Raw genomic sequence first — 21,146 nt, forward strand, 5'->3', positions numbered from 1 at the left:
ACCCGCTACGATCGGTGCCCAACCGCCTTCTTCTCCGCCGTCGCCCTCGCTGCCACCATCATCTTCTGGCTTTGATCAACGAGTCCTGACCCTAGTGTAGTTGAGCGCGGACGGCGCCGGACCAGATTGCAGAAGCCGTCGATATGGCGGGCAATCGTCTGCTCGCCCTGAGCACCGGTGTAGAAGACTTTATGCCAGACGAGTTCGGACTTGATGGGCTTGAAGGAAATCTCGACCATGGCGTTGTCGTCGCTCGGTGCGGCAGTCCACGGAACAGTATTGGCTGCCGCGCCCCGAATGATGAATGAGCCTTCGGGCGGACGTCGCGTACGGGGGCCTTGCCCGAGGTTGCGGTGCAGCCGGTCGCCGACAGCCAACCGACAACGCGGCGGGAGAAGATGTCGATGGCTCGCTTCAACCGGCGCTTCTGCCGCGCGCACAGATAACGAGCGGGCCAGGCGCTGGGCAGCGGCTATCAGGTGCCATGAGCCCGCGCTGACATCGTCAAGATGGATTTGTCATAAGGTGGAGGATGAGACGAACTGCCCGGCGTGATCGCGGACGAAGTCCGTGAAGCTATGTGCCGGCTTACCGGTAAGGCGTTCGATCTCGAAAGTGGGGTCGATGTCGTGATGGCCGGCGACCACGTCGGCGAACTGGACGACAAGACCCTTTGCCATCCACCGTGAATTGCCCGTCAGGCGAAGAATGGCGCGAAACACGGGCGTCGGCAGGTCGAGATAGCGGACCTTGTGCCCCGTCGCGTCGGACAAGCGCTTGGCTGCCTCCTTCATGTCGAGCGTCTCCGGCCCTGTCAGGAAATAGGTCGCGCCCTCATGCCCCTCCTCGACCAGGACCGTCGCGGCGACGCGCGCGACGTCGCGCGTGTCCACCCAGGAGACCGATCCCTTGCCCGTCACCTGCGGCAGGAAGCCCTTGGCGATGGGATCCTTGAACCACAGGAAGTTTTGCATGAACGCGGTGGGCTTCAGGATCGTCCAGGCAACGCCGGCCGCGCGCAGATGATGGTCGATCAGCGCGTGGGTTCGAGCCCAGGGAACGGGCGAGCGCACGTTGCTGTCCGATGCGGAAATCTTGACGATCCGGCCGACGCCTGCGCGCTTGGCCGCATCGATTGCGGCCGTTTCCTGGGCGAACTGGTCGGGCGTCGGCGGCGTGATGAGGAACATGGTCTCGACGCCCTTCATGGCGGCGACCAGCGTATCGGGACGATCGAAATCCCCGAGCACCGCATCTATTCCCTTTTTGTGGAAGCTATCAACCTGCTCCTGCTTGCGGCACATCGCCCGGAAGGCCGTTCCCCTTTTCTTGAGGATCTTGCAGACTTCTCCACCGATACCGCCGGTGGCGCCGGAAATCAGGATCATGATGATGGTCCTTCATGGTTGGGGATGGAAGGAAGGCGCTCGTCAAGCTGCTCTGAGATGACGGAGATCATGTCTTGAAGTATGGTGACGGCCTCGCGGATCCGGGCTGCCCCGAGCCGATCGGCAATCGCCTGATCCAACGGAGCGACGACCTCTTCCGCGCCGGTCACGGCCTCCATTCCGGCACGCGTCAGCACGACGAGTTTCGCGCGCCGGTGATGGGGATTGGGCTGGAACTCGACCAGGCCTTGTTGCGCCAGCAAATCCACGATGCGCTGCACCCCCTGCCGGGTCAGGCCCATGTTGCGCGCAATGGACGCGACGGCCAGGGGAACGGGCGAATAGCGTAGCGCCGCCAGGACCTGCCACCAGGCGCTGGTCAGCCCCAGATGCGCGACAAGTTCATTTCCCGCGCTGACCAGTCGTCCATTGGCCGCGAAGATCGCAAGAGCGAGTTGCCGCACGTCATCATAAGGATCAGCCATATGGCAGCATATCACCTATTGGACAATATGCTGTCATAATGCCTTGATGGCAGGATGGTTGCCGAGGGTCGCGCACCTTTGCGAATTTTTTAAACGGTGCCGTCATGCGCTGCCACCGAGCGTTTTCCGGACGCACGATGCTGGCAGCGCCTTAACGAGACGGAGGAAGCCGCTCCGTGCCTATTTCAAGCGGCCCTCCCCCACCCGCCCCGGCCAAGCGGGGCGATGGGAGGTCACGCCAGCGTGAAGGTCGCAGCCAGTCCCTCGGCCTCGGCGGATGGTGCAACCCACAGGTGGAAGGCGCCGACTTCGGTGGTCGACGTCAGGTCGCGGCCGGTGAAGGACAAATCGGCGCGGTTCAGGGTGAAGGTCACGTCCTGCCGCGCGCCCGGTGCCAGGGTGACGCGGGTGAAAGCCTTCATGACGCGCACCGGCTGGGTCACGCTCGCGACAACGTCGTGGACATAGAGCTGGACCACTTCGGTCGCAGCCATTCGGCCTGAATTGGCGATCGTCGCGCGGATCGTCAGCGGGGTGTCGCGCAGGGTCCGGCTGCTCAGGCGCAGGTCCGAATACACGATGTCGCCATAGGTCAGACCGTGTCCGAACGCGAACAACGCGCTGTTCGGAACATCGCGGAAATGCGCCTTATAGGGTTCCAGCGCCCCAGGCGGATTGGGGCGGCCGGTGCTGCGGTGTGCATAGTAATAGGGCACCTGCCCGCTGGCGCGCGGGAAGGACACCGGCAGCCGGGCCGAGGGTGAGACCGCGCCGAACAGCACGTCCGCGATCGCCGGGCCGTCCTGCGAGCCCAGGAACCACGTCACCAGCAGCGCGGGCGCCTTGGCCACCGCGCCGGCCAACGCAAGCGCTCGCCCGGTACGCAGCAACACGACATAGGGCTTGCCGGTCGCGGCGATCGCCTCGGCGAGCACCTGCTGCTCTGCGGGCACAACAATCTCCGTACGCGACTGCGCCTCGCCCGACATATTCTGCGTCTCACCGATCGCGAGCACCACGACATCGGCGGCGCGCGCCGCGGCGACCGCGCGCGCCACATCGCTACCGTCATCAACAGTCGCGCCGGGGACGATTCCACGCACTGCCGTCACCAGATCGACGGCCTCACGATCGGTGCCATAGACGTTCCAAGGCCCGATCAGATCGTGCCCGCCGCCTGCAAACGGCCCGATCAGCGCGATCTTCTTGCCTGAACGGGGCAAGGGAAGCACGTCGCCCTCGTTGCGGAGCATGACGATGCTGCGCGCGCCCGCCTCGCGCGCGAGCGCCAGCGTCTCGGGGGTACGCAGCCGCGCCTTTTCACGCGCGGGGTCGATGCGACGGAACGGATCGTCGAACAGGCCGAGCGCGACCTTGAGAGCGAGCGTGCGACGCACCGCCTCGTCAAGCCGCGCCAGCGGCACCTCGCCCGTTTCAACCAGGTCGGGAAGATATTTGAGATACAGACCGCTCTGCATCGACATGTCGACGCCGGCCAGGAAGGCAAGCCGCGCCGCGTCCCGGCCATCCTTGGCAAGCCCGTGCGCGATCAACTCCTCGTCACCGGTGTAATCGGAGACGACCAATCCGCTGAACTGCCATTCCTTGCGCAGGATCGTGTCGAGCAACCATGGATTCGCGGTCGCGGGCACGCCCGACAGATCGTTGAACGATGCCATCACCGTCGGGGCGCCAGCCGCGAACGCGGCCTGGAACGGCGGAAAATAAATGTCGCGCAGTGTCCGCTCCGACACGTCGACGCTGTTATAGTCGAGCCCGGCCTCGCCCGCGCCATAGGCGACGAAATGCTTGGCGCAGGCCGCCACCGCGTCCGGCGCGGCGAGGCCGCTGCCCTGAAAGCCCTCGACGCGCGCCGCCGCCATCAGCCGCCCGAGCAGGACGTCCTCGCCCGCCCCTTCGACGCCGCGCCCCCAGCGTGCGTCACGCGCAATGTCGACCATCGGCGCGAAGGTCCAGTCAATCCCCGATGCGGCCGCTTCGACCGCCGCAGCGCGCGCGGTGCGGCGCGCCAAGTCGGGGTCGAAGCTCGCCGCTTCGGCGAGCGGCACCGGGAAGACGGTGCGCAGGCCGTGGATGACGTCAGCGGCGAACAGCAGCGGGATTTTCAGCCGCGAGCGGCGCACCGCCTCGGTCTGCATCCGCCGCGCCATTTCCGCGCCATTGCCGTTGAACACCCCGGTGAGTTCGCCTCGGCGGACCATACGCAATTGCGCGTCGAAGCTCGATGCCGCGCCCGCCGGGTTGAGCGAGATTGCCGCCCCCCCTGCCCATGCGGCGGCGAGGAGATTGAGTTGCCCGGCCTTTTCAACAAGCGTCATCTGCGGGATCAGCGCCTCGACCGCCGTGGGGAGCGGGCGTGAGCCGACCATGGCCAGCAAGGCCCGTGCCGGACTGGCCGACCATGCCAGCGCCGCGCCGGCTCCCGCCAGCCATGCTCGCCGCGATATCCGCCGATCCTGCCCGTCCATCCTGCTCCCTTCCTACTTCCTTTACGTCGTATCGCCACCGTCGCGCGGACCACATTTCACACGAGGGTCGTGATCGCGCCACGTCGACAAACCGACCGATTGATTGTCATTCTTGGTTCATGTAAGCGGTTTCTGTAAGCGGTTACAAGCCCGTGTTCCAGAGAGGATGCTTTGCCGGCCATGTCGCCTGCCCGACCCGATTCTGCTTCTGTCGCTGCCCCGGCGGCGCGCGGTACGCATGCGACGATCCATGACGTGGCGCGGGTGGCTGGCGTCTCGGTCGCCTCGGTCTCGCGAGTTTTCAACGGGCGCGACCATGTCCGCGCGGAGATGCGGGCGCGCGTCGAACAGGCTGCGGCGCAGCTCGGTTATGTGCCCCATGCCGGGGCGCGCAGCCTCAGCATGGCACGCACCGGCGCGATGGGGGTGGTGCTGCCGGATCTGCACGGCGAATTCTTCTCCGAGTTGCTGCGCGGCATGGACCGCGAGGCGAGCAGGCGCGGACTGGGACTGTTGCTGACCGTCCTCCACGACGGGCGCGGGCTCGACACGCTGGCGGCGCTGCGTGGGCAGGTTGACGGGCTGATGGTGATGGCGCCGGAGCTCGATCCCGCCATACTCGCGCGGCATATGCCGCGCGGCTTGGCGTCCGTCTTCCTGGCTTGCATTCCGCAGGACGGCAGCCCGAGTCTGCGTATCGACAATCGCGCCGGGGCCGCCGCAGCGGTCGCGCATCTAGCGGCAGGCGGGGCAAAGCGGATCGTCCATATCTCCGGCCCCGCAGGCAATCTCGACGCGCTGGAGCGGCGCGCAGGCGCCGAGGCGGCGGCCGCAGCGGCGGGCGTGGCGCTGACTGTGATCGAGGGCGATTTTCACGAGGGCAGCGGTGCCGCGGTCGGGGAATCCGTCGCGGCCGGGACGCTGGAGGCCGATGCGATCTTCGCCGCCAACGACATGATGGCGATCGGCGCGTTGATGGCGCTGAAGCGCCACGGCGTCGCGGTGCCTGGGCAGGTGGCGATCGTCGGGTTCGATGACATCCCGTTGTCACGACTGGTGAGCCCGGCGTTGACCAGCGTCGCCATCGATATCGCGGCGATGGGCGCGCGCGCGGTGGCGCAGCTGGCGGCGCGCATCACAGCGGCGCGCGAAGGATTTTTGGAAAGCACATCCACCGGGGCGGACGAGACGATCGTCCCGCACCTGATGGTGCGTGAGACAACAAGAGAAACGGACAGGGGATAGGTTATGAAGAGGAACAATTTCCGGCTGGCGCTCGCCGGCGCAACGATGCTGGCGGGGCTGGCCACCACGACGATGTGGAGCGCGCCCGCCGCGGCGCAGGCCGGACAGGCCGCGCTGCGCGGCGTGATCCGCACCGCGCCCGACAATCCGGTGCAGGACGTGACATTGATCGAGGCCGATACCGGCTTTCGCCGCACCGTCGTGCCCGGCGCGGACGGCAGCTATAATTTCCCATCGCTGCGGGCAGGCGCATACCGGCTGGAAATCCGCCTCCAGAAGGGCACGCGCAATTCCGATCAGTTCACGCTGCGCGTCGGACAGAATGCCGGGCTGGACCTTGACCTGACCACCGCTCCGGCCCCTGCCCAGCCCGCGCCCGGCGACAACACCGCGGGCGAGACCGCGCCGTCGCCTGCCGAGGCGCAGCAAGGCGACATCATCGTCACCGGCAGCCGCATCCGCTCGCTGTCCGGCGGCCAGGTGGGCGTCAACATCACCCCGCGCCTGATCGAACAATTGCCGCAGAACAGCCGCAACTTCCTGGCCTTCGCCGACCTGGCGCCTGGCGTGCGCTTTCTCGAAAGCTCCGACGGCAGCTCTCGCATCCAGGGCGGCGCGCAAGGGAGCAACTCGGTCAACGTCTTCATCGACGGCGTCAGCCAGAAGGATTATGTGCTGCGCGGGGGCCTGACCGGGCAGGACAGCTCGCCGGGCAATCCATTCCCACAGCTCGCGATCGGCGAGTATCAGGTGCTGTCGTCGAACTACAAGGCGGAGCTGGACCAGGTCAGCTCGGTCGCGATCATCGCGGGCACCAAGTCGGGCACCAACGAATTCCACGGCGAAGGCTTTTTCGACTTCACCAATCAGAATCTGCGTGATCGTCGCCCGACCGAAATCTTTCCCACCAAGATTGCCAAGATCCCCTCGGAAGACAAGCAGTTCGGCGTCGCGCTGGGCGGCCCGATCGTCAAGGACGTTGCGCATTTCTTCGTCAGCTATGAGGGCAAGCGGCGGCAGGTGCCCATCGACATCCTGCCGACCAACGGCGTGGCCGTGTCGAGCCTGCCTGCGCAGTATCGCGACATCTTCGGCCCGGCGAATTCGACGTTCAGCCAAGACCTGTACTTCGGCAAGATCGACCTCGAACCGACCGACAAGGACCTGTTCGAGCTGACCGGCAAATACCGCAACGAGACCGGCGTGCAGATCGGCAACGGCAATGCCGCTTTCTCGACCCGCACGCTGAGCAAGGTCGATGAGAAGCGCGGGATGCTGCGCTGGCAACATACCGAGGACACTTGGATCAACGACGTGCGCCTCTCCTATGAGGATGTCGCCTGGTCGCCGCAGCCTGCCGAGAACGGCATCGGCCAGCAGTTCCGGACCACGACGCGCAACGGCACCAGCGTATCGACCTTCGACCTGTTCCGCACCGGCGCCGGGCTCGGCTTCCAGGACAAGGGGCAGAAGGGCTGGACCATCCAGGACGATTTCACCTGGACCGGGTTTGAGAACCACACGTTCAAGGTCGGCGCGAAGGCGAAATGGGTGACGCTCAACTCACTCGAGCAGAACCTCATCAACCCGCTCTATCTCTATGACACCACCCTGCCGAGCGCGAGCGGGTTCAACGACCAGATCCCGTACAGCCTGCAATTCGGCGCGATCGGCCCGCTGGGCGATCCGCGCATCCGCTCGAAGAACTTCCAGCTCGGCCTGTATGCGCAGGACGATTGGGACGTCACCGACCGGCTGACGCTGAACCTCGGGCTTCGCTGGGATTATGAGCGGACCCCGGCGTTCCTGAACTATGTGACCTCCGCCGAGAACGTCAACGCGGTGTCGCCTGCCAACTATCCGAACCTGAACAACGCCGATTACAAGATCAGCGACTATATCTCGACCGGCAACAACCGGAAGGCGTTCAAGGGCGCGTGGCAGCCGCGCGTCGGCTTCACCTATCGTATCGACGAGCAGGGCCGGTTCGCGGTGTTCGGCGGCTATGGCCGCTCCTATGACCGCAACCAGTTCGACTTCCTGCAGCAGGAGTTGGCCAATGGCCGCTTCCAGCGCCGCGAATTCCTGTTCCAGGGCGCCGACACGATCAATCCGTGTACGCCAGGACCGAACTGCATTCCCTGGAACCCCATCTATCTGACCGACGCGGGTCGCCAGCAGCTGATCGGCAATGGCAGCCCCGGCGGCCGCGAGTTCCGCTTCATCAAGAACGACCTGAAGGTCCCCTATTCGGACCAGTTCAGCCTGGGGGTTCGCGGGCGGTTCAACCCGGTCGAGCTGGAGGTGGGCTATACGCGGATCGTCAGCAAGGACGGGTTCGTCTATCTGCTCGGAACGCGCCGTCCCGATGGGTCGTTCTTCGCGCCGTCGCCGACCACCGGCGCGCCGCAGGGACCGAACACCAGCTTTGCGCCCTCGGGTTATGGCGCAATCATCCTGGGCGACAACGGGCTCGAGACGCGGGCGGACTCGGCCTATGCCAAGCTGACCAAGGCCTATTCGGCGGCCTCGCCGTGGAGCATCGACGCCACCTATACCTTTACGGCGGCGGTGGATAACCGACCCAATAACGACCAGTCCTCCTACTTCCTGCTCGATTTCCCCAAGGCGTCGGATTACCCGATGCTGCGCTCGGGCGTGGTGCCGCGTCACCGCTTCGTCGTGGCGGGCAGCGTCGACACGCCGCTGGGCGTCACCATGTCGGCGAAGTTCCAGATCGAGAGCCCGACCTTCCAGCGCGCGCTGCTCGACACGTCGACGCCGTATCAGCGGACGCTGGTGGGATCGGAAGTGTTCGGGCTGGGCGATCGCTGGGGCCGGCGCCAGCTCGACCTGGCGTTCACCAAATATGTGCCGCTGAAGTTCATCAGCGACGCGACGCGCATTCGCTTCCGCGTCGACATCATCAACGCGATGAACGACCGCAACTACGTCGATTATAACAACGACCCGAGCGACACGACCCGCACTCCGGGCTCGCCGAGCATCTACCGTCAAGTGTCGACCTACAGCATCGGCGGCAATCCGCCGCGCACGGTGAAGCTGTCGGCCGGATTCAACTTCTGATGCCTGATCGTCATCCCGGCCGTGGCGCCGGGATGACGACCTGACGGGCAGCGGAGGCGGTTGAAAACAACAGGAGAGGATGCCTGGCCGCATGACGTTCGACCGACGCGATATCCTGCGCGCCGCCACGCTCGGCGGGGCGGGGTGGCTGGCGGGGTGCACCGCCGGACCGCTCGCGCCCAAACGCGCGCCGCAGATGGCGTTCCCTGGGGTGTTGCCCAAGATCGGCACCACCCCGGCGAGCGCCAGCGACCCGCTGATGGACGACATCCAGCGGCGTACCGTCAGCTATTTCTGGAATACTACCGATCAGGTGACGGGGCTGGCCCCCGATCGCTGGCCGACGCCCAGTTTCGCCTCGATCGCGGCGGTCGGCTTCGCGCTCACCACCTACCCGATCGCGGCGACGCGAGGCTGGATCACCCGCGCCGCCGCCGCGCAGCGGACGCTGGCCACGCTGCGCTTCTTCGCGAATGCGCCCCAGGGGCCGGACAAGGAAGGGATGAGCGGCTATAAGGGATTTTTCTACCATTTCCTGGGCGTCACCAAGGGGCATCGCTTCGCCAAGACCGAGTTGTCGACGATCGATACCGCACTACTGCTGGGCGGTGTCCTCTTCGCGCAGACATGGTTCGACGACGAGGCCGATCCTGCCGAGCGCGAAATCCGTGCGCTCGCCGACCAGCTCTACCGCGCGGTCGAATGGGACTGGATCACCCCGCGCAAGCCGTTCGTCTCCATGGGTTGGCATCCCGAGAGCGGGTTCATCGGCTCTGATTGGAACATCTATAACGAGAGCCTGATCCTTTACGTCCTCGCGCTCGGCTCGCCGACGCACGCGTTGCCGCCTACGACCTGGGACGCCTGGACCGCCAAATTCGACCCGTCCTGGGACGAGAAATATGACGATCCGTTCACCGCTTTCCCGCCCCTGTTCGGGCATCAATATAGTCAGGTGTGGATCGACTTTCGCGGCCTCATGGACACCTATTCCAAACGACGCGGCTTTGGCTATTTCGAGAACAGCCGCCGCGCGACCTATGCGCAGCGCCGTTATGCGATCAACAATCCCGGGCGCTGGCGCGGCTATGGGGAGAATGTCTGGGGGCTGACCGCGTGCGACGGGCCGGGCAACTTTGTTCGCGAGATCGACGGGATCAATCGCGAATTCTTCTCTTATTCGGCGCGCGGCCCCGGCGACCGTGACGACGGGACGATCGCGCCGACCGCCGCGCTCGGCTCGGTGGCCTTCGCACCCGAGATCGTGCTGCCGGCGGCGCGTGCCATGTATTCGACCTATGGCACCGCCATCTACGACCGCTACGGTTTTCGCGACAGCTTTAACCCGACGCTGACGCGGTCCGACGTCAAGCTGCAACACGGCAAGGTGGTGCCCTATATCGGCTGGGTCGCGGACGATTTCCTTGGCATCGACCAGGGGCCGATCGCATGCATGATCGAGAATTGGCGCAGCGGACTGATCTGGAAGACGATGCAGAAAAATCCCTATATCCGCGCCGGACTTGAGCGCGCGGGGTTCGCGGGCGGCTGGCTTTCAGCCCGATAAGTGGGTGCTTACCCCAGTGTCAGCCGATCCAGGCGACAGATCGGGTGAGAATCAGACTGTCCTTGTCCTCGGCATCGACCCCCCGCACGCCCAATCCCGCCATCACAGCATCGCAATAGCCATCGTCGACCGGATTATACTCGGGAAACGGCGTGATCGCGACCGCGTGCGAGCGAGGCGGCGAGCCGCCCCCCCTTACGACCAAAAGGTCGCTGCCAGAGGTCACCGCTGGTAATCGACGGGCCGTAACATCTGCGGCGAGGTAGCGCGTCTACACGGAGGTTCAGCCCTGCAGCTCAGGCCCGGCGACGCCTGCCCATCGTCACTATCGAATGCAGCGCAAGCCCACGTTCGAAAAGCCCCTTCCGCCACCCCAAGGGGTACAGCGAGGGGTACAGTCGTGGGTACAACCGTCCCTGATCGCCGTCGTTAAGACGCGAAATCAAAGACTTGCAAGCGGATGGTCGGGGAGACAGGATTCGAACCTGCGACATCCTGCTCCCAAAGCAGGCGCGCTACCAGACTGCGCCACTCCCCGACAGGCGGTTGCCCTTAGGGGAAGCGGGGGTAGCGGTGCAAGGGGTATTTGCGCGGCGTCTACAGGTTGGCCTGCTCCTCCTGGGGCAGATCGGCGTCGGGCGGATAGTAGAGCGCGGCGCATTCCTCGCGCAGGCAGCCGCCCTCGATCACGATGTCATCGCGGTAGGCGTCGGAAATGAAGCTCAGCGTGTCGACATGCCGCGCCTCGAAATACATCGGGTGGACGTCATCGCGGCCCGCGCCATAGACGACGCGTCCGACCTTGGACCAGATGGACGCCATGGTGCACATGCCGCAGGGCTGGAGTGTCGAATAGAGCGTCGCGCCGCGCAATTCAAGTTCGCCCTCCCCCTCACAGGCACGGCGGATCGCCATCATCTCGGCATGGGCGGTGGCGTCGGGCAGTTCCTCGGTCTGGTTGCGCTCGGCGGCGAGCACGCGGCCGTCGAGCACGATCACCGAACCGAGCGGCGAGGTCGAGGGATCGGAACCCTTCGACCGCGCCACCTCAATCGCCATGCGCATCCATTTTTCGTCGTCCTGGGTCATGGCGGGGTTAACGCCGTGGCCCAGCTTTCGGGTTCAAGCTTTTTGAATCCCGCCTATCGCTGTTCGGCCTTTGCGCCATAATAGTCGCTCAGCACGCCGAACGCCTCCTTGCGCTGTCCGGTTTCGGAGATCAGCCCCTTGCGGTTCCAGCCCTGCTGAAAATCGGGGTTCTGGCGGCGGGGCGAGCGGAAGTCCTTGAGGATCCAGGGCGACATGCCGCGCAAGGTCGGCACATGGTCCGCCATGCCCAGCGTGGCGCGGTAATAATCGGCCTGAAACTCCTCGGAGAATTTTTGCTTGTTCGCCGGATCGTGGAAGCCCGCCCGCGCATCGGCGCCGAACTCGGAGAAGATCAGCGGCTTGTCGACGGGCACCCGCCATTCGCTGCGCGCCAGATCGGTCAGACGATCCTGGGTGTACCAGCCGTTATAGGTGTTGATCGCCATGACATCGAGCGCGTCGGCCAGCGGATCGGCGAGCGTCATCACCGGATGATCGCCGCCCTCCCCCCGCTCGACCAGCAGCGCGGCGCTGACCAGCCGTGTGTCGTCCAGCCGCCGGACATCGCCGACCAGCGTGCGCAGGAAGACGTTGCGCGCGTCGGTCACCGGCGTCTCGTTGGCGACGCTCCAGATCGCGATCGAGGCACGGTTGCGGTCGCGCAGGATATTCTCGGCCAGCATCGTCCGCGCGCGGTTCAGCGTGTCGGGGTTGGACCAGGCGACACGCCAATAGACCGGCACTTCGCTCCAGACGATCAGGCCCAGTTCGTCCGCCAGTCGCACCGTCACGTCGGAATGCGGATAATGCGCCAGCCGGACGAAATTGCCGTGCAGTCCATCCTTGATCTCGGACAGCAGCGCGCGTGAGGCGGCCGGGGTCATGGCACGCGTCGGATCGACGCCCAGTTCCTCCTCATGCATCGAAATGCCGCGCAGGAAGATGGGCTTGCCGTTGAGCAGGATGTCGGCGCCGCGCCGCTCGATGGTGCGGAAACCGATGCGGTCGCGCCACTGGTCTTCGCCTGCCGTGACGGCCACCTCGTAGAGCCGGGGCCTATCGGGCGACCAGCGGACCAGCGCACGCGGGGCGGCCATGGTCGCGCGCCAGTCGCCATTCGCGTCGGTGGTCCCCGCCCGGTCCAGCCCCAATTCGGCGATGCGCAGCCGCACCGGCCGGTTCGCCGCCTGCGGCCCGTCGAGATGAACGTCCACCGCCATCTTGCCATCCCGCGTCAGCCGAACCCAGGCATCGTCGACATAGGTGTCGGGCGTCTGGATCAGCCGAACCGGGCGGGTGATGCCGCCATAATTCTCCCAGTCGGTGACGGGCGGCGGCACGGTGGCCTCGGTCGCCTGGCTGTCGACGCCGACCGTGACCTGGTTCAGGCCGTCGCGCATCAGTCCGGTAATGTCGAAGGCGAAGGGGGTGAAGCCGCCCTCATGGCGCCCGACTTGCTTGCCGTTCAGATAGACGATGGTGGCGTAATTGGCCGCTCCGAAGCGGAGGAAATAGCGGCCCTTGCGAACGGCGGGGGCAGCGAAGGTCCGCTGATACCACATCAGCCCGTCATAGTGGCGAAGCTCGGGCGCCTGGGTCAGCCAGGAGGAGGGGAGCGAGGTCAGCGGCGAATGCGGCAGGTCGAACTCGTAAAGGACGCGGCTGTCCTTGGCCATTTCCGCGCGGACGTCGACATCCTTCCAGCGCTGCTGCCCGCTGTCGGGCATACCACCGTGAAAACCCGCAATCCCCGAGCGGAACGGGTCGATCGAGTAATGCCACGGCCCCGACAGATCGGTGCCGTCGCGCAGATCGGCCGCCGCGAGAATGGGGGTGGGCCTGGGGGCGGCGTCCTGCGCGGAGAGCGACGCACCCGTCGCCAGCATCATGCCCGCCACGGCATATCCCCACATGGTCCTGCCCATCACATCGCTCTCCCCTTTCGCTGGCCGGTCCTGTGCGCCAGCCTTTGTCGTCAGTCTAAACCCCGCCCCCGCTCATCGCCAGCCGGATGCGGGGCGGTACTCAAAGCTCATGCCGACCGCGCGGCCAGGCTGGAATCCCTTCCACACGGTCGAGGCGGGCGGGCCGGGGCTGTACTGCGCGACCCGCCCGACCGGCGCGCCGGGCCAGCGCCCTTCGTCCGACTGCACCGTCAACCCATTCAGATAACCATCCTTGGCCATATCGCCCTTCACATAGCGATCCAGAAAGGCGGTGATGAAATGGGTCTGTACGGGAAGCAGCCGGTCCTTGCGCCACACGGCATCCTCGAACCAATCCATGTCCCAGAAGCGCTGACGCATTGCCCCGGGTGCGGCGGTGAGCGCAATGCTGTGCCCGGCCTGGGCGAAGGTCAGCAGATAGCGCGGCGCTGGTGCGGGCTCGGTGAACAACGCACGCACCGCCTCATGCCCGACGACCCGGTCATGATCGCCGACCACGATCAGGGTCGGCACGGGCACCACGCCCACGCCCTGCCCCGTCCAGATCGGCACATCGCCAAAGCGCGCGGCGGGGGCGAGCGCGACGATGGCCTTCAAATTTTTCGCGCGCAATTCGCTCGCCTGATCAGCGGCATAGGGGGTGAGGATGCCCCGGCTCAGCGTTCCCATGGCCGGGTTCAGCCGCGCGCCGCCGACCGTCAGCACGCCGTAACCGCCCATCGAGTAACCGATCAGCGCGGTTCGCGTCGGATCGGCGGCGGCGAACACGCCTTCGCGCTTGTCGGCACGCGCCTGCGCCTCGGCGGTCACGAAGGCGATGTCGAGCGGCCGCCGAGCGATCGGTCCGGCACGCGCGGCATCGGTACGGATGCTGATCGGCGGATCGCGAAAGGCCGGGGCGACGACGACATAGCCCTTGCTCGCCAGATTTTCGCCCAGCCAGGACAGGACCTCGGGCGTGTTGCCATAGCCATGCGCCAGGATCACCAGGGGGAAGCGGCCAGCCGCCACCGGGCGGTCGGGCGAGGCCAGGCCGGGCAGGTCGAAGGCGACATCACGACCATCCTCCCCCGACAGGGCGGTATGATAGGTGGTCCCCCGTCCCGCCGACGCTGCCGGATACCAGATCAGCAGCGGGAGTTCGCGGGACGCGATGGCGGGCCGATCCTTGCCCTGGAGCGGATCGGCCTGTCCCGGCTGGACGAACCGGCTCCGCTGTATGCCGACCGGATAGCGGCCCAACCGGGCGAGTTCTGGGGCATCCACGGGCGGGCGGGCGGGCACATCGCCCTGCCCCGCCCCCGGCCGCTGGGCCGTAGCGACGGCGGTAAGAGCCACCACCGCCGCCAGCCCGAACCCAAAGCTGACCCGGCGCATCAGAAGTTCAGACCAAGGCGCATTCCCGCATAGCGACGGAAGTCGCGCGGCAGCACGGCCTGGGTCGCGATATTGTTGCCGAAATTGCCCGCCGTGTTCACCAGCGACCCGTAATATTGCTTGTCGAACAGGTTGTTCACGAAGGCGACCAGTTCCCAGCGGCGATCCTCTTCGCGGACGCCCAGACCAACATTGACGATACTGAAGGCAGGCTGGAAGGTCTGCGGGTCACGCGCCTGGAAGTACAGGCTGCTCTGATATTGCCAGTTCACCTGCACGACGCCGCGGGTAGTCGTGGTCAGGCGCGGCGAGTAATCCAGATTGGCGTTGAACTTCCATTTGGGCGCCTGGATCGCCGTGGTATCGGTCAGGTTCTGGCTAGCGGGGGATCCGGTGCAACCCTGCGCCGCCGTCTGGAGCGGATAGCATTGCGCCACGTCGAACTGCGCATATTTGGCGTCGAGATAGGTGACCGCCCCGCCCAGGTTGAAGCTGTCGCTGAAGCGCATCGATCCTTCGAACTCGACGCCCTTGGTGGTCAGCCTGCCGACATTGGTCAGCCGGTAGTTGGAGGTGCCATCCGCCAACGTCTCGATCGTCTGCGCCTGGAGATCGCGGTAATTGGTGTCGAACAGCGTGACGTTCGCGGTCAGACGCCGGTCGAGGAACTGGCTGCGGATGCCCAGTTCCTTGTCACGCGACCGTTCCGGGCGGATCGGCCCGGCCAGCGCGCGGTTGCGGTTGAAGCCGGTCGTCAGGTCGTAGGTCTGGCCCTTGTAACCCGTGGCATAGGTGACGAAGCCGTTGATCGTCGGGCTGAAATCATAGCGCAGCGTGCCGCGATAGGTGCCCGCCGTGTCGCTGGCATGGCCCGCAAAGGCCGTACCCGCCAGATTATCGCGGAAGGTGTAGCTGACCCGTTCGTTCTGGACGCGTCCACCGCCGGTGAAGGTCAGGTCGGGCACGATTGTCCAGTCAATCTGGGCAAAGGCCGCCACCTGACGTGATTGCGACGTGGCATACCAATTGGCGAGCGAGAAATACGGTCCGCGCTGGAACGGGCGGTTGAACTTCACATTCGCGCCGTACAGCCCGACCGTATAGCGGAACGGCTTGTCGGCATCGGATTGCAGCCGGACTTCCTCGGTCACCTGCTCGGAGTTGAACACGCCGATCTGGGTGTTTTGGCCCAGATTGCCGGGCGCGGACGTGTCGTCATGGTCCAGATAGTCGTTCAGGTGGAAACGGTCATAGGAACTGATCGTGACGAGGTTCAGCGAACCGATCCCGAACTCGCCACGGATATAGCCGCCGCCACCCTCATATTTGGTGCGCGAGTCGTAATTGTTGCTGATCGTCTGATTGTCCGGGCCGACCACGACGCCGGGCAGCACGACCGACGGGGTCAGGCCCGCGGTCCCACGCAGCCGGGCGTTGGCGCCGAACGCCAGGAAAGGCCGACCGACCGTCGTGTTGCCGTTGACGTAATTGCCCGAGATGACCAGCGCTGCCGTGTCGGTCGGCTCCCAGCGCAGCTTGCCGCGCAGGTTCAGCGTCTCGCGACCATTGACCCGCTCGCCGTTGAACAGGTTGCGGATATTGCCGTCCCAATTGTTGTAGGCAGCCGACACGACATAGCCGAGCTGCTCGTTGATCGGCCCGGATACGCTGAAATTGACGCCCTGCTCGCGATCGGTCGTCGCCACCGCATTGGCGCGAATGCGTAGTTCGGAGGTCGGGTTCCGGGTAATGAGGTTGACCAGACCGGCCGAGGCCGACTTGCCGTACAGCGTGCTCTGCGGCCCGCGCAGCACCTCGATCCGCTCGACATCGGGCAGGTCGGTGAAGGCGCGTGCCTGGAAGGCCAGCGGAACCTCGTCAACCAGCACCGCGACGCTCGACTCCACGCCGATCCCGAAGGCGAAGGTGCCGACGCCGCGCAACGAGATGTTGGAATTCTGCGGTTGTTCCGCTGGGCGGACGACCAGCGAGGACGAAACCTTGCCGATATCGGTGAAGTTGCGAACGCCCGCCGCCGCCAGCTGGGCAGGCGCGACGACGGAGACGGCGAGCGGCACACGCTGGACATTCTCGGCGCGCTTGTTGGCGGTGACGATGATGTCGCCTGCGCTGACAGGTTCGGGCGCGACTTCGGAGGTGGGACCGCCGGGCTGCCCCTGCCCATCCTGGGTCAGCTGCGCCTCATCCGTTTGCGACGGGGCCGCCTGTTGGGCTGAAACCTGGGTTGCCGCCGACAGGGATACGATCATCGCCGTCAGGGCCACGGTGGAACGCAGCATCTTCATCCTTCCCTCCCATTGCCGCCGGTCTTGGCCGGTCTTGCCTTGTCAACCAAACATACCGAATGGCCTTACCAATGCAATGGTGTTGTTAGACCTGCCTTAGATTTGTGGAAGCGGGGATGTGAGGGAGAGAGGAATTGCAAACGTGTGCGACATTTGCGCATCACTGGCCAGCGCCCGATGCCTCTCAACCATATCGATGTTCTTTTCTTCCCTCTCCCCTTGATAGGGGAGAGGGTTAGCGGAGCTTGCCAGCGTGCTGGCTAGCGCTGCTTGGGTGAGGGGTTGAGCGAGCCTTCGGCTCGCGCGCGCCCTGCGCGCCCACCCCTCACCCAGCTCCGACTAAGCCTTTGCTCACGCAAAGACCAAGTCTGCGCAACCCTCTCCCCTCTACGAGGGGCGAGGGAGAGGAGAGGCGCACTCCGAATAGCTTGCCGTCAGACGGTCAGCCGAAGCCCACGCCGTCCATCCTGCTCGACCGGTTCGCTCGCCGCGCCCTCGACGATCAGGATGCGGCCATCGCCCGGCGGAAGCAGCAGGGTAATATCGCCCTGACCTTCCCCGTCACGCGACACGGCCACCACAACCCGATCCGCATCGGCATGGCCGGTCAGATGCCAGCGCGTCACCGGGCCATGGCCGTCGCCGCTATCGTCCATCCCGGTCCAGCGAACCTCGCCGTCCGACGGGGGAAACAGCCACAGGCCGCGACAATAGGGCTCGGGTCGCCAGCCGCCCTTGGCCAGATCGACCAGCATCGCCGATCCGACCCGCGCGAACAGCGGTGGCGGGCCGTCGAGCGGTGCGGCGACATCGGCGGTCGCGCCGACTGCAAAACGCTCGCCCGTCCAGACATGAACCCATTCGACTCCACTGGGCAGCAGCACCGAACGGCGCTCCGCTCCCTCGTCCATCACCGGCGCGGCGAGAATGTCGGGACCCAGCATATGCTCGTCCCGCTCGCCCCAGGCCGTCGGATCGTGTGCAAAGTCGGCCCAGAGCGGGCGCACCATCGGCTCGTACTCGGAATGATAACGATGGAGCAGATCGTAGAAGAACGGGATCAACGTCTGCCGCAGCGCCATCAGCCGGTGCATAGCGGGCAGAACCTCGGGATACATCCAGGGCTCGTTGACCGTCCGGTCATCATTCCAGCTATGGATGCTGAACCGCGGCATCAGCGCCCCCGCCTGCACCCAGCGGATCAGCAATTCGGGCGACGGCGCGGGGCCGGAAAAGCCGCCCACATCATGGCCGCTGTTCGACACGCCCGAAAGCGCCAGTCCGATCGACTGGCGGGCATTGTAACGGATCGTCTTCCATTCGGTCCGGTTGTCGCCGGACCAGGTCTGCGCATAGCGGTGCAGCCCCGCCATGCCCGAGCGCGTCACGACATAGGGCCGGGTATCGGGCCGCGCGGCGACCTGTGCCTGACGCGAGGCACGGGTCATCAGGATCGGCTGAACGGGGCGCATCTCGGACGCCGGGCGCGCCTCGCCGAAGCCGTCGACCATGGCCCGGCGATCCCATAGCTCATATTCGTTATTGTCGTTCCACGTCGCCTCGATTCCCTGGTCGAGCAGCGCGGATGTAACCTGATCCCGCCACCAGGCCGCCGCCCGCGGCTTGGTCATGTCGATATAGCTGCCGACCTCGTCCCAGAACTGCGCCTCGACCGGCTGGCCGTCCTGATCCGCGACGAACAGCCCGGCTGCCGCGACCTCGTCATAGCGCGGGTGGCTACGCAGCAGCGCGGGCTTGATGTTGGGCACCAGCCGGACCCCCGCCTCGGCATAGGATGCCACGAATGCCGCCGGGTCGGGAAACTTGTCACGGTTCCAGTGGAAGACATAGCGCTTGTGGCCGATCGAGGTATAGCCCGACGACAGATGGAAGGAGGTGCAGCCCAGATCATGGCGCTCGCACAACTCCAGGAACCCCGCCATCTGCGCCGCTGCATCGGGCGCATCGGTATAGGTCATGGTCGAACCCGAATAGCCCAGCGACCAGCGCGGCATCATCGCCGGGCGCCCGGTCAGCCAGGTGAAGCGCCGCGTGACGGCCAGCGGGTCCGGCCCCGCGATGATCCAGCGATCGACATCGCCCGCCTCCGCGACGACATGGCGATAGAGGCCGTGATAATTGTCGAGTTCCTGCCCCAGATCGAAGGTGACGTCCGCCACCGTATCGTAGAACTCGCCATGACACCGCCCATCGGCATCGGCGACAAGCAGATAGGGGATGGACTTATAGAGCGGATCGCTCGTCTCGGCATCGAAGCCCATCGGGTCGACATTGGTCAGTCGGAATCGCCGCCCCGCCCGATCGGTATCGCCAGTGCGGTCGCCAAGACCATAGAAGCGCTCGCCGGGTGTCCTGGCGGCATAATGATGCGCGCGACCGTCCCACCAGCCGAAGTCATAGGCCTGGGTCGGACGGTCCTGCGTGATGACATGCCAGCCTTCCCCGGCGCGCTGCTCCCAACGACCATACAGGCCGTCCAGCGTCAGGGTCACGCGCAGCCGCTCGGTCGCGACGGTCAGGCGGCCGTCCGCCTCCTCGCAAGTGAAGTCGGGGCAAGCGAAGCCGGACACGTCCATCCGGTCGCGGCCCGGCTCTGCGATATCCTCGACTCCCGGCGCGATCGCCCAACTCGGCGGGCTGGTCACATGCCCCTCGGCCAGCAGCAGGAGGCGCATCATATCCTCCTCCAGCACGAACAGATGCGCGACCGCGCCGGTATCGGCCGTCAGGGTCAGGCGCCCGCGCGAATGGCCGGTGACGGCAAAGCGCGGCGGCTGGGAAAGGGTGGCACGCCTCATTGGCCGGGCTCCTGGGTCACGGGGTTGGTGGCGAACGGCGTCAGCCGCCGGATGAAGATGATGAGCACCGCCGCGCCGATCAGGTCGAAAACCGCCAGCACGGCAAAGAGCGGCGCATAGCCGACCGTATCGGCCAGCTGCCCGATCAGCAGCGAGAACAGCAACCCGCCGATCCAGCCCGCCTGGCCGATAAAGCCATTGGCGGTACCGACCTCGGCGGGCGCGAAGACGTCGGCGGACAAGGTGTTGATGAGGCCCGAGATCATCTGGTGGGCAAAGCCGCCGATGCAGAACAGCGCGATCGCCATATAGGGGCTGGCGGCTAGGCCGATACAGCCTGGCGCGATCATCAGCACCGCGCCCAGGGCGACGCCCGCGACGCGCGACGGGATCAGCGTGACGCCGCGCTTCATCAGCCAGGGCGAGAGATAGCCGCCCAGGATACCGCCAATATCCGCCGCCAGGAACGGCAGCCAGGCGAACAGCGCGATCTGCTTCAGGTCCATGCCGCGCTCGCTGGCAAGGTACAGCGGGATCCAGAAGCTGAAGGTCTGCCATGCCGGTTCGGCGAGGAAGCGCGGTACCGCAATCACCCAGAAGCGCGAGGTGCGCAGTATGTCCTTCGCCTTGGCCCGCTGGACCGGCCCCTTGGGCTTCTCGACCGCGATCATCGCCTTTTCCTCCGGCGTGATCGCGGGATGGTCGTCGGGCGAGCGATAGAAGATGTACCAGGCGGCGGCCCAGAAAATGCCGACCCCGCCCGTGACCAGAAAGGCGGTGCGCCAGTCGGCCCAGAGCGCCACCGCCACGACGACCGGCGGCGCGATCAACGCGCCCAGCGACGTGCCCGCGTTGAACCAGCCGACCGCGACCGACCGCTCGCGCGCCGGGAACCACTCGGCCACCGCCTTGATGCCCGAGGGGATGGCGGCGGACTCGAACAGGCCCAGCACGCCGCGGAAGAAAGCGAGGCTCAGCCAGCCGATCGCCAGGGCGTGCATCATGTTCGCGGCCGACCAGGCAAGCCCGAACAGCGCGAATCCCGCGCGCAAGCCGAAACGGTCGATGAACGCGCCCGCGACCGGCTGCATGATCGTATAGGCGAGCTGGAACGCGCCAACGACATAGCTGTATTGCTGCGTCGACATGTGAAGCGCCGACTTCAGCTCGGGCGCGAGTACGCCCAAACTGTTGCGCGCCAGATAATTGGCGATGGTCCCCGCGCAAATCAGCGCGACGATCCACCAGCGCAGATTGCGTACCCGCAAGCCCGTCACTCCCCTACATCCTCCGTACGCATCGCGGCGCCGTTGTCTAAGAGAAGAGCTTAACGGGTGAAAAGCGGCCT

Annotated in this window: 14 protein-coding genes and 1 tRNA gene; 3 read left to right on the forward strand and 12 right to left on the reverse strand. The window is 65.8% G+C overall.

The window, feature by feature from the left end:
* Positions 1-5: 5 nt before the first annotated feature.
* The 4 genes from GGR45_RS19550 to GGR45_RS16910 form a co-directional block, all read right to left on the reverse strand.
* A complete protein-coding gene (locus GGR45_RS19550) occupies positions 6-239 on the reverse strand; it encodes a hypothetical protein (RefSeq protein ID WP_221235837.1) in 234 nt (77 codons plus the stop codon).
* A 279-nt stretch (positions 240-518) separates the two neighbouring features.
* Complete coding sequence (locus tag GGR45_RS16900) at positions 519-1,388, reverse strand: SDR family oxidoreductase (RefSeq protein WP_175311000.1); 870 nt, start codon at positions 1,386-1,388, stop codon at positions 519-521.
* On the reverse strand, positions 1,385-1,873 hold the full coding sequence (locus tag GGR45_RS16905; protein WP_175311001.1) for a MarR family winged helix-turn-helix transcriptional regulator: 489 nt from the start codon (positions 1,871-1,873) through the stop codon (positions 1,385-1,387). Before GGR45_RS16905 ends, GGR45_RS16900 begins: the two co-directional genes overlap by 4 nt.
* Positions 1,874-2,106: 233 nt before the next feature.
* Positions 2,107-4,362 carry a glycoside hydrolase family 3 N-terminal domain-containing protein gene (locus GGR45_RS16910; protein ID WP_175311002.1) on the reverse strand — a complete coding sequence of 752 codons (2,256 nt, stop codon included), beginning with the start codon at positions 4,360-4,362 and terminating at the stop codon, positions 2,107-2,109.
* Positions 4,363-4,542: 180 nt separating this feature from the next.
* Here GGR45_RS16910 and GGR45_RS16915 point away from each other — a divergent pair, with 180 nt between their 5' ends.
* The 3 genes from GGR45_RS16915 (at position 4,543) to GGR45_RS16925 (ending at position 10,261) form a co-directional block, all read left to right on the forward strand.
* Entirely contained in the window at positions 4,543-5,607 is a 1,065-nt protein-coding gene (locus tag GGR45_RS16915; RefSeq protein ID WP_175311003.1) for a LacI family DNA-binding transcriptional regulator, read from the forward strand.
* A gap of 3 nt (positions 5,608-5,610) precedes the next feature.
* Positions 5,611-8,694 carry a TonB-dependent receptor gene (locus GGR45_RS16920; RefSeq protein ID WP_246358286.1) on the forward strand — a complete coding sequence of 1,028 codons (3,084 nt, stop codon included), beginning with the start codon at positions 5,611-5,613 and terminating at the stop codon, positions 8,692-8,694.
* A 91-nt stretch (positions 8,695-8,785) separates the two neighbouring features.
* Entirely contained in the window at positions 8,786-10,261 is a 1,476-nt protein-coding gene (locus GGR45_RS16925) for a glucoamylase family protein (protein ID WP_175311004.1), read from the forward strand.
* 19 nt (positions 10,262-10,280) lie between these two features.
* On the opposite strand, the gene GGR45_RS16930 is transcribed toward GGR45_RS16925, so the two are convergent.
* The 8 genes from GGR45_RS16930 to GGR45_RS16965 all read right to left on the reverse strand — a co-directional run bounded on the left by GGR45_RS16930 (position 10,281) and on the right by GGR45_RS16965 (position 21,066).
* Complete coding sequence (locus tag GGR45_RS16930; RefSeq protein WP_175311005.1) at positions 10,281-10,487, reverse strand: hypothetical protein; 207 nt, start codon at positions 10,485-10,487, stop codon at positions 10,281-10,283.
* 235 nt (positions 10,488-10,722) lie between these two features.
* Positions 10,723-10,799 (reverse strand) — tRNA-Pro (locus GGR45_RS16935).
* A gap of 59 nt (positions 10,800-10,858) precedes the next feature.
* Complete coding sequence (locus GGR45_RS16940; protein ID WP_175311006.1) at positions 10,859-11,350, reverse strand: nucleoside deaminase; 492 nt, start codon at positions 11,348-11,350, stop codon at positions 10,859-10,861.
* 53 nt (positions 11,351-11,403) lie between these two features.
* A complete protein-coding gene (locus GGR45_RS16945; RefSeq protein ID WP_175311007.1) occupies positions 11,404-13,263 on the reverse strand; it encodes a glycoside hydrolase family 2 protein in 1,860 nt (619 codons plus the stop codon).
* An 84-nt stretch (positions 13,264-13,347) separates the two neighbouring features.
* Positions 13,348-14,673, reverse strand: coding sequence for an alpha/beta hydrolase family protein (locus GGR45_RS16950; RefSeq protein WP_175311008.1), 1,326 nt, complete (start codon positions 14,671-14,673; stop codon positions 13,348-13,350).
* Positions 14,673-16,973 (reverse strand): TonB-dependent receptor, encoded by a 2,301-nt coding sequence (locus GGR45_RS16955; RefSeq protein ID WP_246358287.1) that lies wholly within the window; start codon positions 16,971-16,973, stop codon positions 14,673-14,675. Before GGR45_RS16955 ends, GGR45_RS16950 begins: the two co-directional genes overlap by 1 nt.
* Before the next feature lie 440 nt (positions 16,974-17,413).
* Positions 17,414-19,798, reverse strand: coding sequence for a glycoside hydrolase family 31 protein (locus GGR45_RS16960; RefSeq protein WP_175311009.1), 2,385 nt, complete (start codon positions 19,796-19,798; stop codon positions 17,414-17,416).
* Positions 19,795-21,066, reverse strand: a complete 1,272-nt coding sequence (locus GGR45_RS16965; RefSeq protein ID WP_175311056.1) for an MFS transporter — start codon at positions 21,064-21,066, stop codon at positions 19,795-19,797. Before GGR45_RS16965 ends, GGR45_RS16960 begins: the two co-directional genes overlap by 4 nt.
* Between the last annotated feature and the right edge of the window lie 80 nt (positions 21,067-21,146).

Origin of the sequence: Sphingomonas zeae (assembly GCF_014197135.1) — a bacterium.
In the GTDB taxonomy this organism is placed as follows: domain Bacteria; phylum Pseudomonadota; class Alphaproteobacteria; order Sphingomonadales; family Sphingomonadaceae; genus Sphingomonas; species Sphingomonas zeae.

Bases quoted from the DNA above. Each gene is read 5' to 3' on its own strand.
- GGR45_RS19550 (WP_221235837.1), bottom strand. From the start codon at position 239: ATGGTCGAGATTTCCTTCAAGCCCATCAAGTCCGAACTCGTCTGGCAT.
- GGR45_RS16900 (WP_175311000.1), bottom strand. From the start codon at position 1,388: ATGATCCTGATTTCCGGCGCCACCGGCGGTATCGGTGGAGAAGTCTGC.
- GGR45_RS16960 (WP_175311009.1), bottom strand. From the start codon at position 19,798: ATGAGGCGTGCCACCCTTTCCCAGCCGCCGCGCTTTGCCGTCACCGGC.
- GGR45_RS16945 (WP_175311007.1), bottom strand. From the start codon at position 13,263: ATGTGGGGATATGCCGTGGCGGGCATGATGCTGGCGACGGGTGCGTCG.
- GGR45_RS16955 (WP_246358287.1), bottom strand. From the start codon at position 16,973: ATGCTGCGTTCCACCGTGGCCCTGACGGCGATGATCGTATCCCTGTCG.
- GGR45_RS16920 (WP_246358286.1), top strand. From the start codon at position 5,611: ATGAAGAGGAACAATTTCCGGCTGGCGCTCGCCGGCGCAACGATGCTG.
- GGR45_RS16910 (WP_175311002.1), bottom strand. From the start codon at position 4,362: ATGGACGGGCAGGATCGGCGGATATCGCGGCGAGCATGGCTGGCGGGA.
- GGR45_RS16905 (WP_175311001.1), bottom strand. From the start codon at position 1,873: ATGGCTGATCCTTATGATGACGTGCGGCAACTCGCTCTTGCGATCTTC.
- GGR45_RS16915 (WP_175311003.1), top strand. From the start codon at position 4,543: ATGTCGCCTGCCCGACCCGATTCTGCTTCTGTCGCTGCCCCGGCGGCG.
- GGR45_RS16940 (WP_175311006.1), bottom strand. From the start codon at position 11,350: ATGACCCAGGACGACGAAAAATGGATGCGCATGGCGATTGAGGTGGCG.
- GGR45_RS16950 (WP_175311008.1), bottom strand. From the start codon at position 14,673: ATGCGCCGGGTCAGCTTTGGGTTCGGGCTGGCGGCGGTGGTGGCTCTT.
- GGR45_RS16925 (WP_175311004.1), top strand. From the start codon at position 8,786: ATGACGTTCGACCGACGCGATATCCTGCGCGCCGCCACGCTCGGCGGG.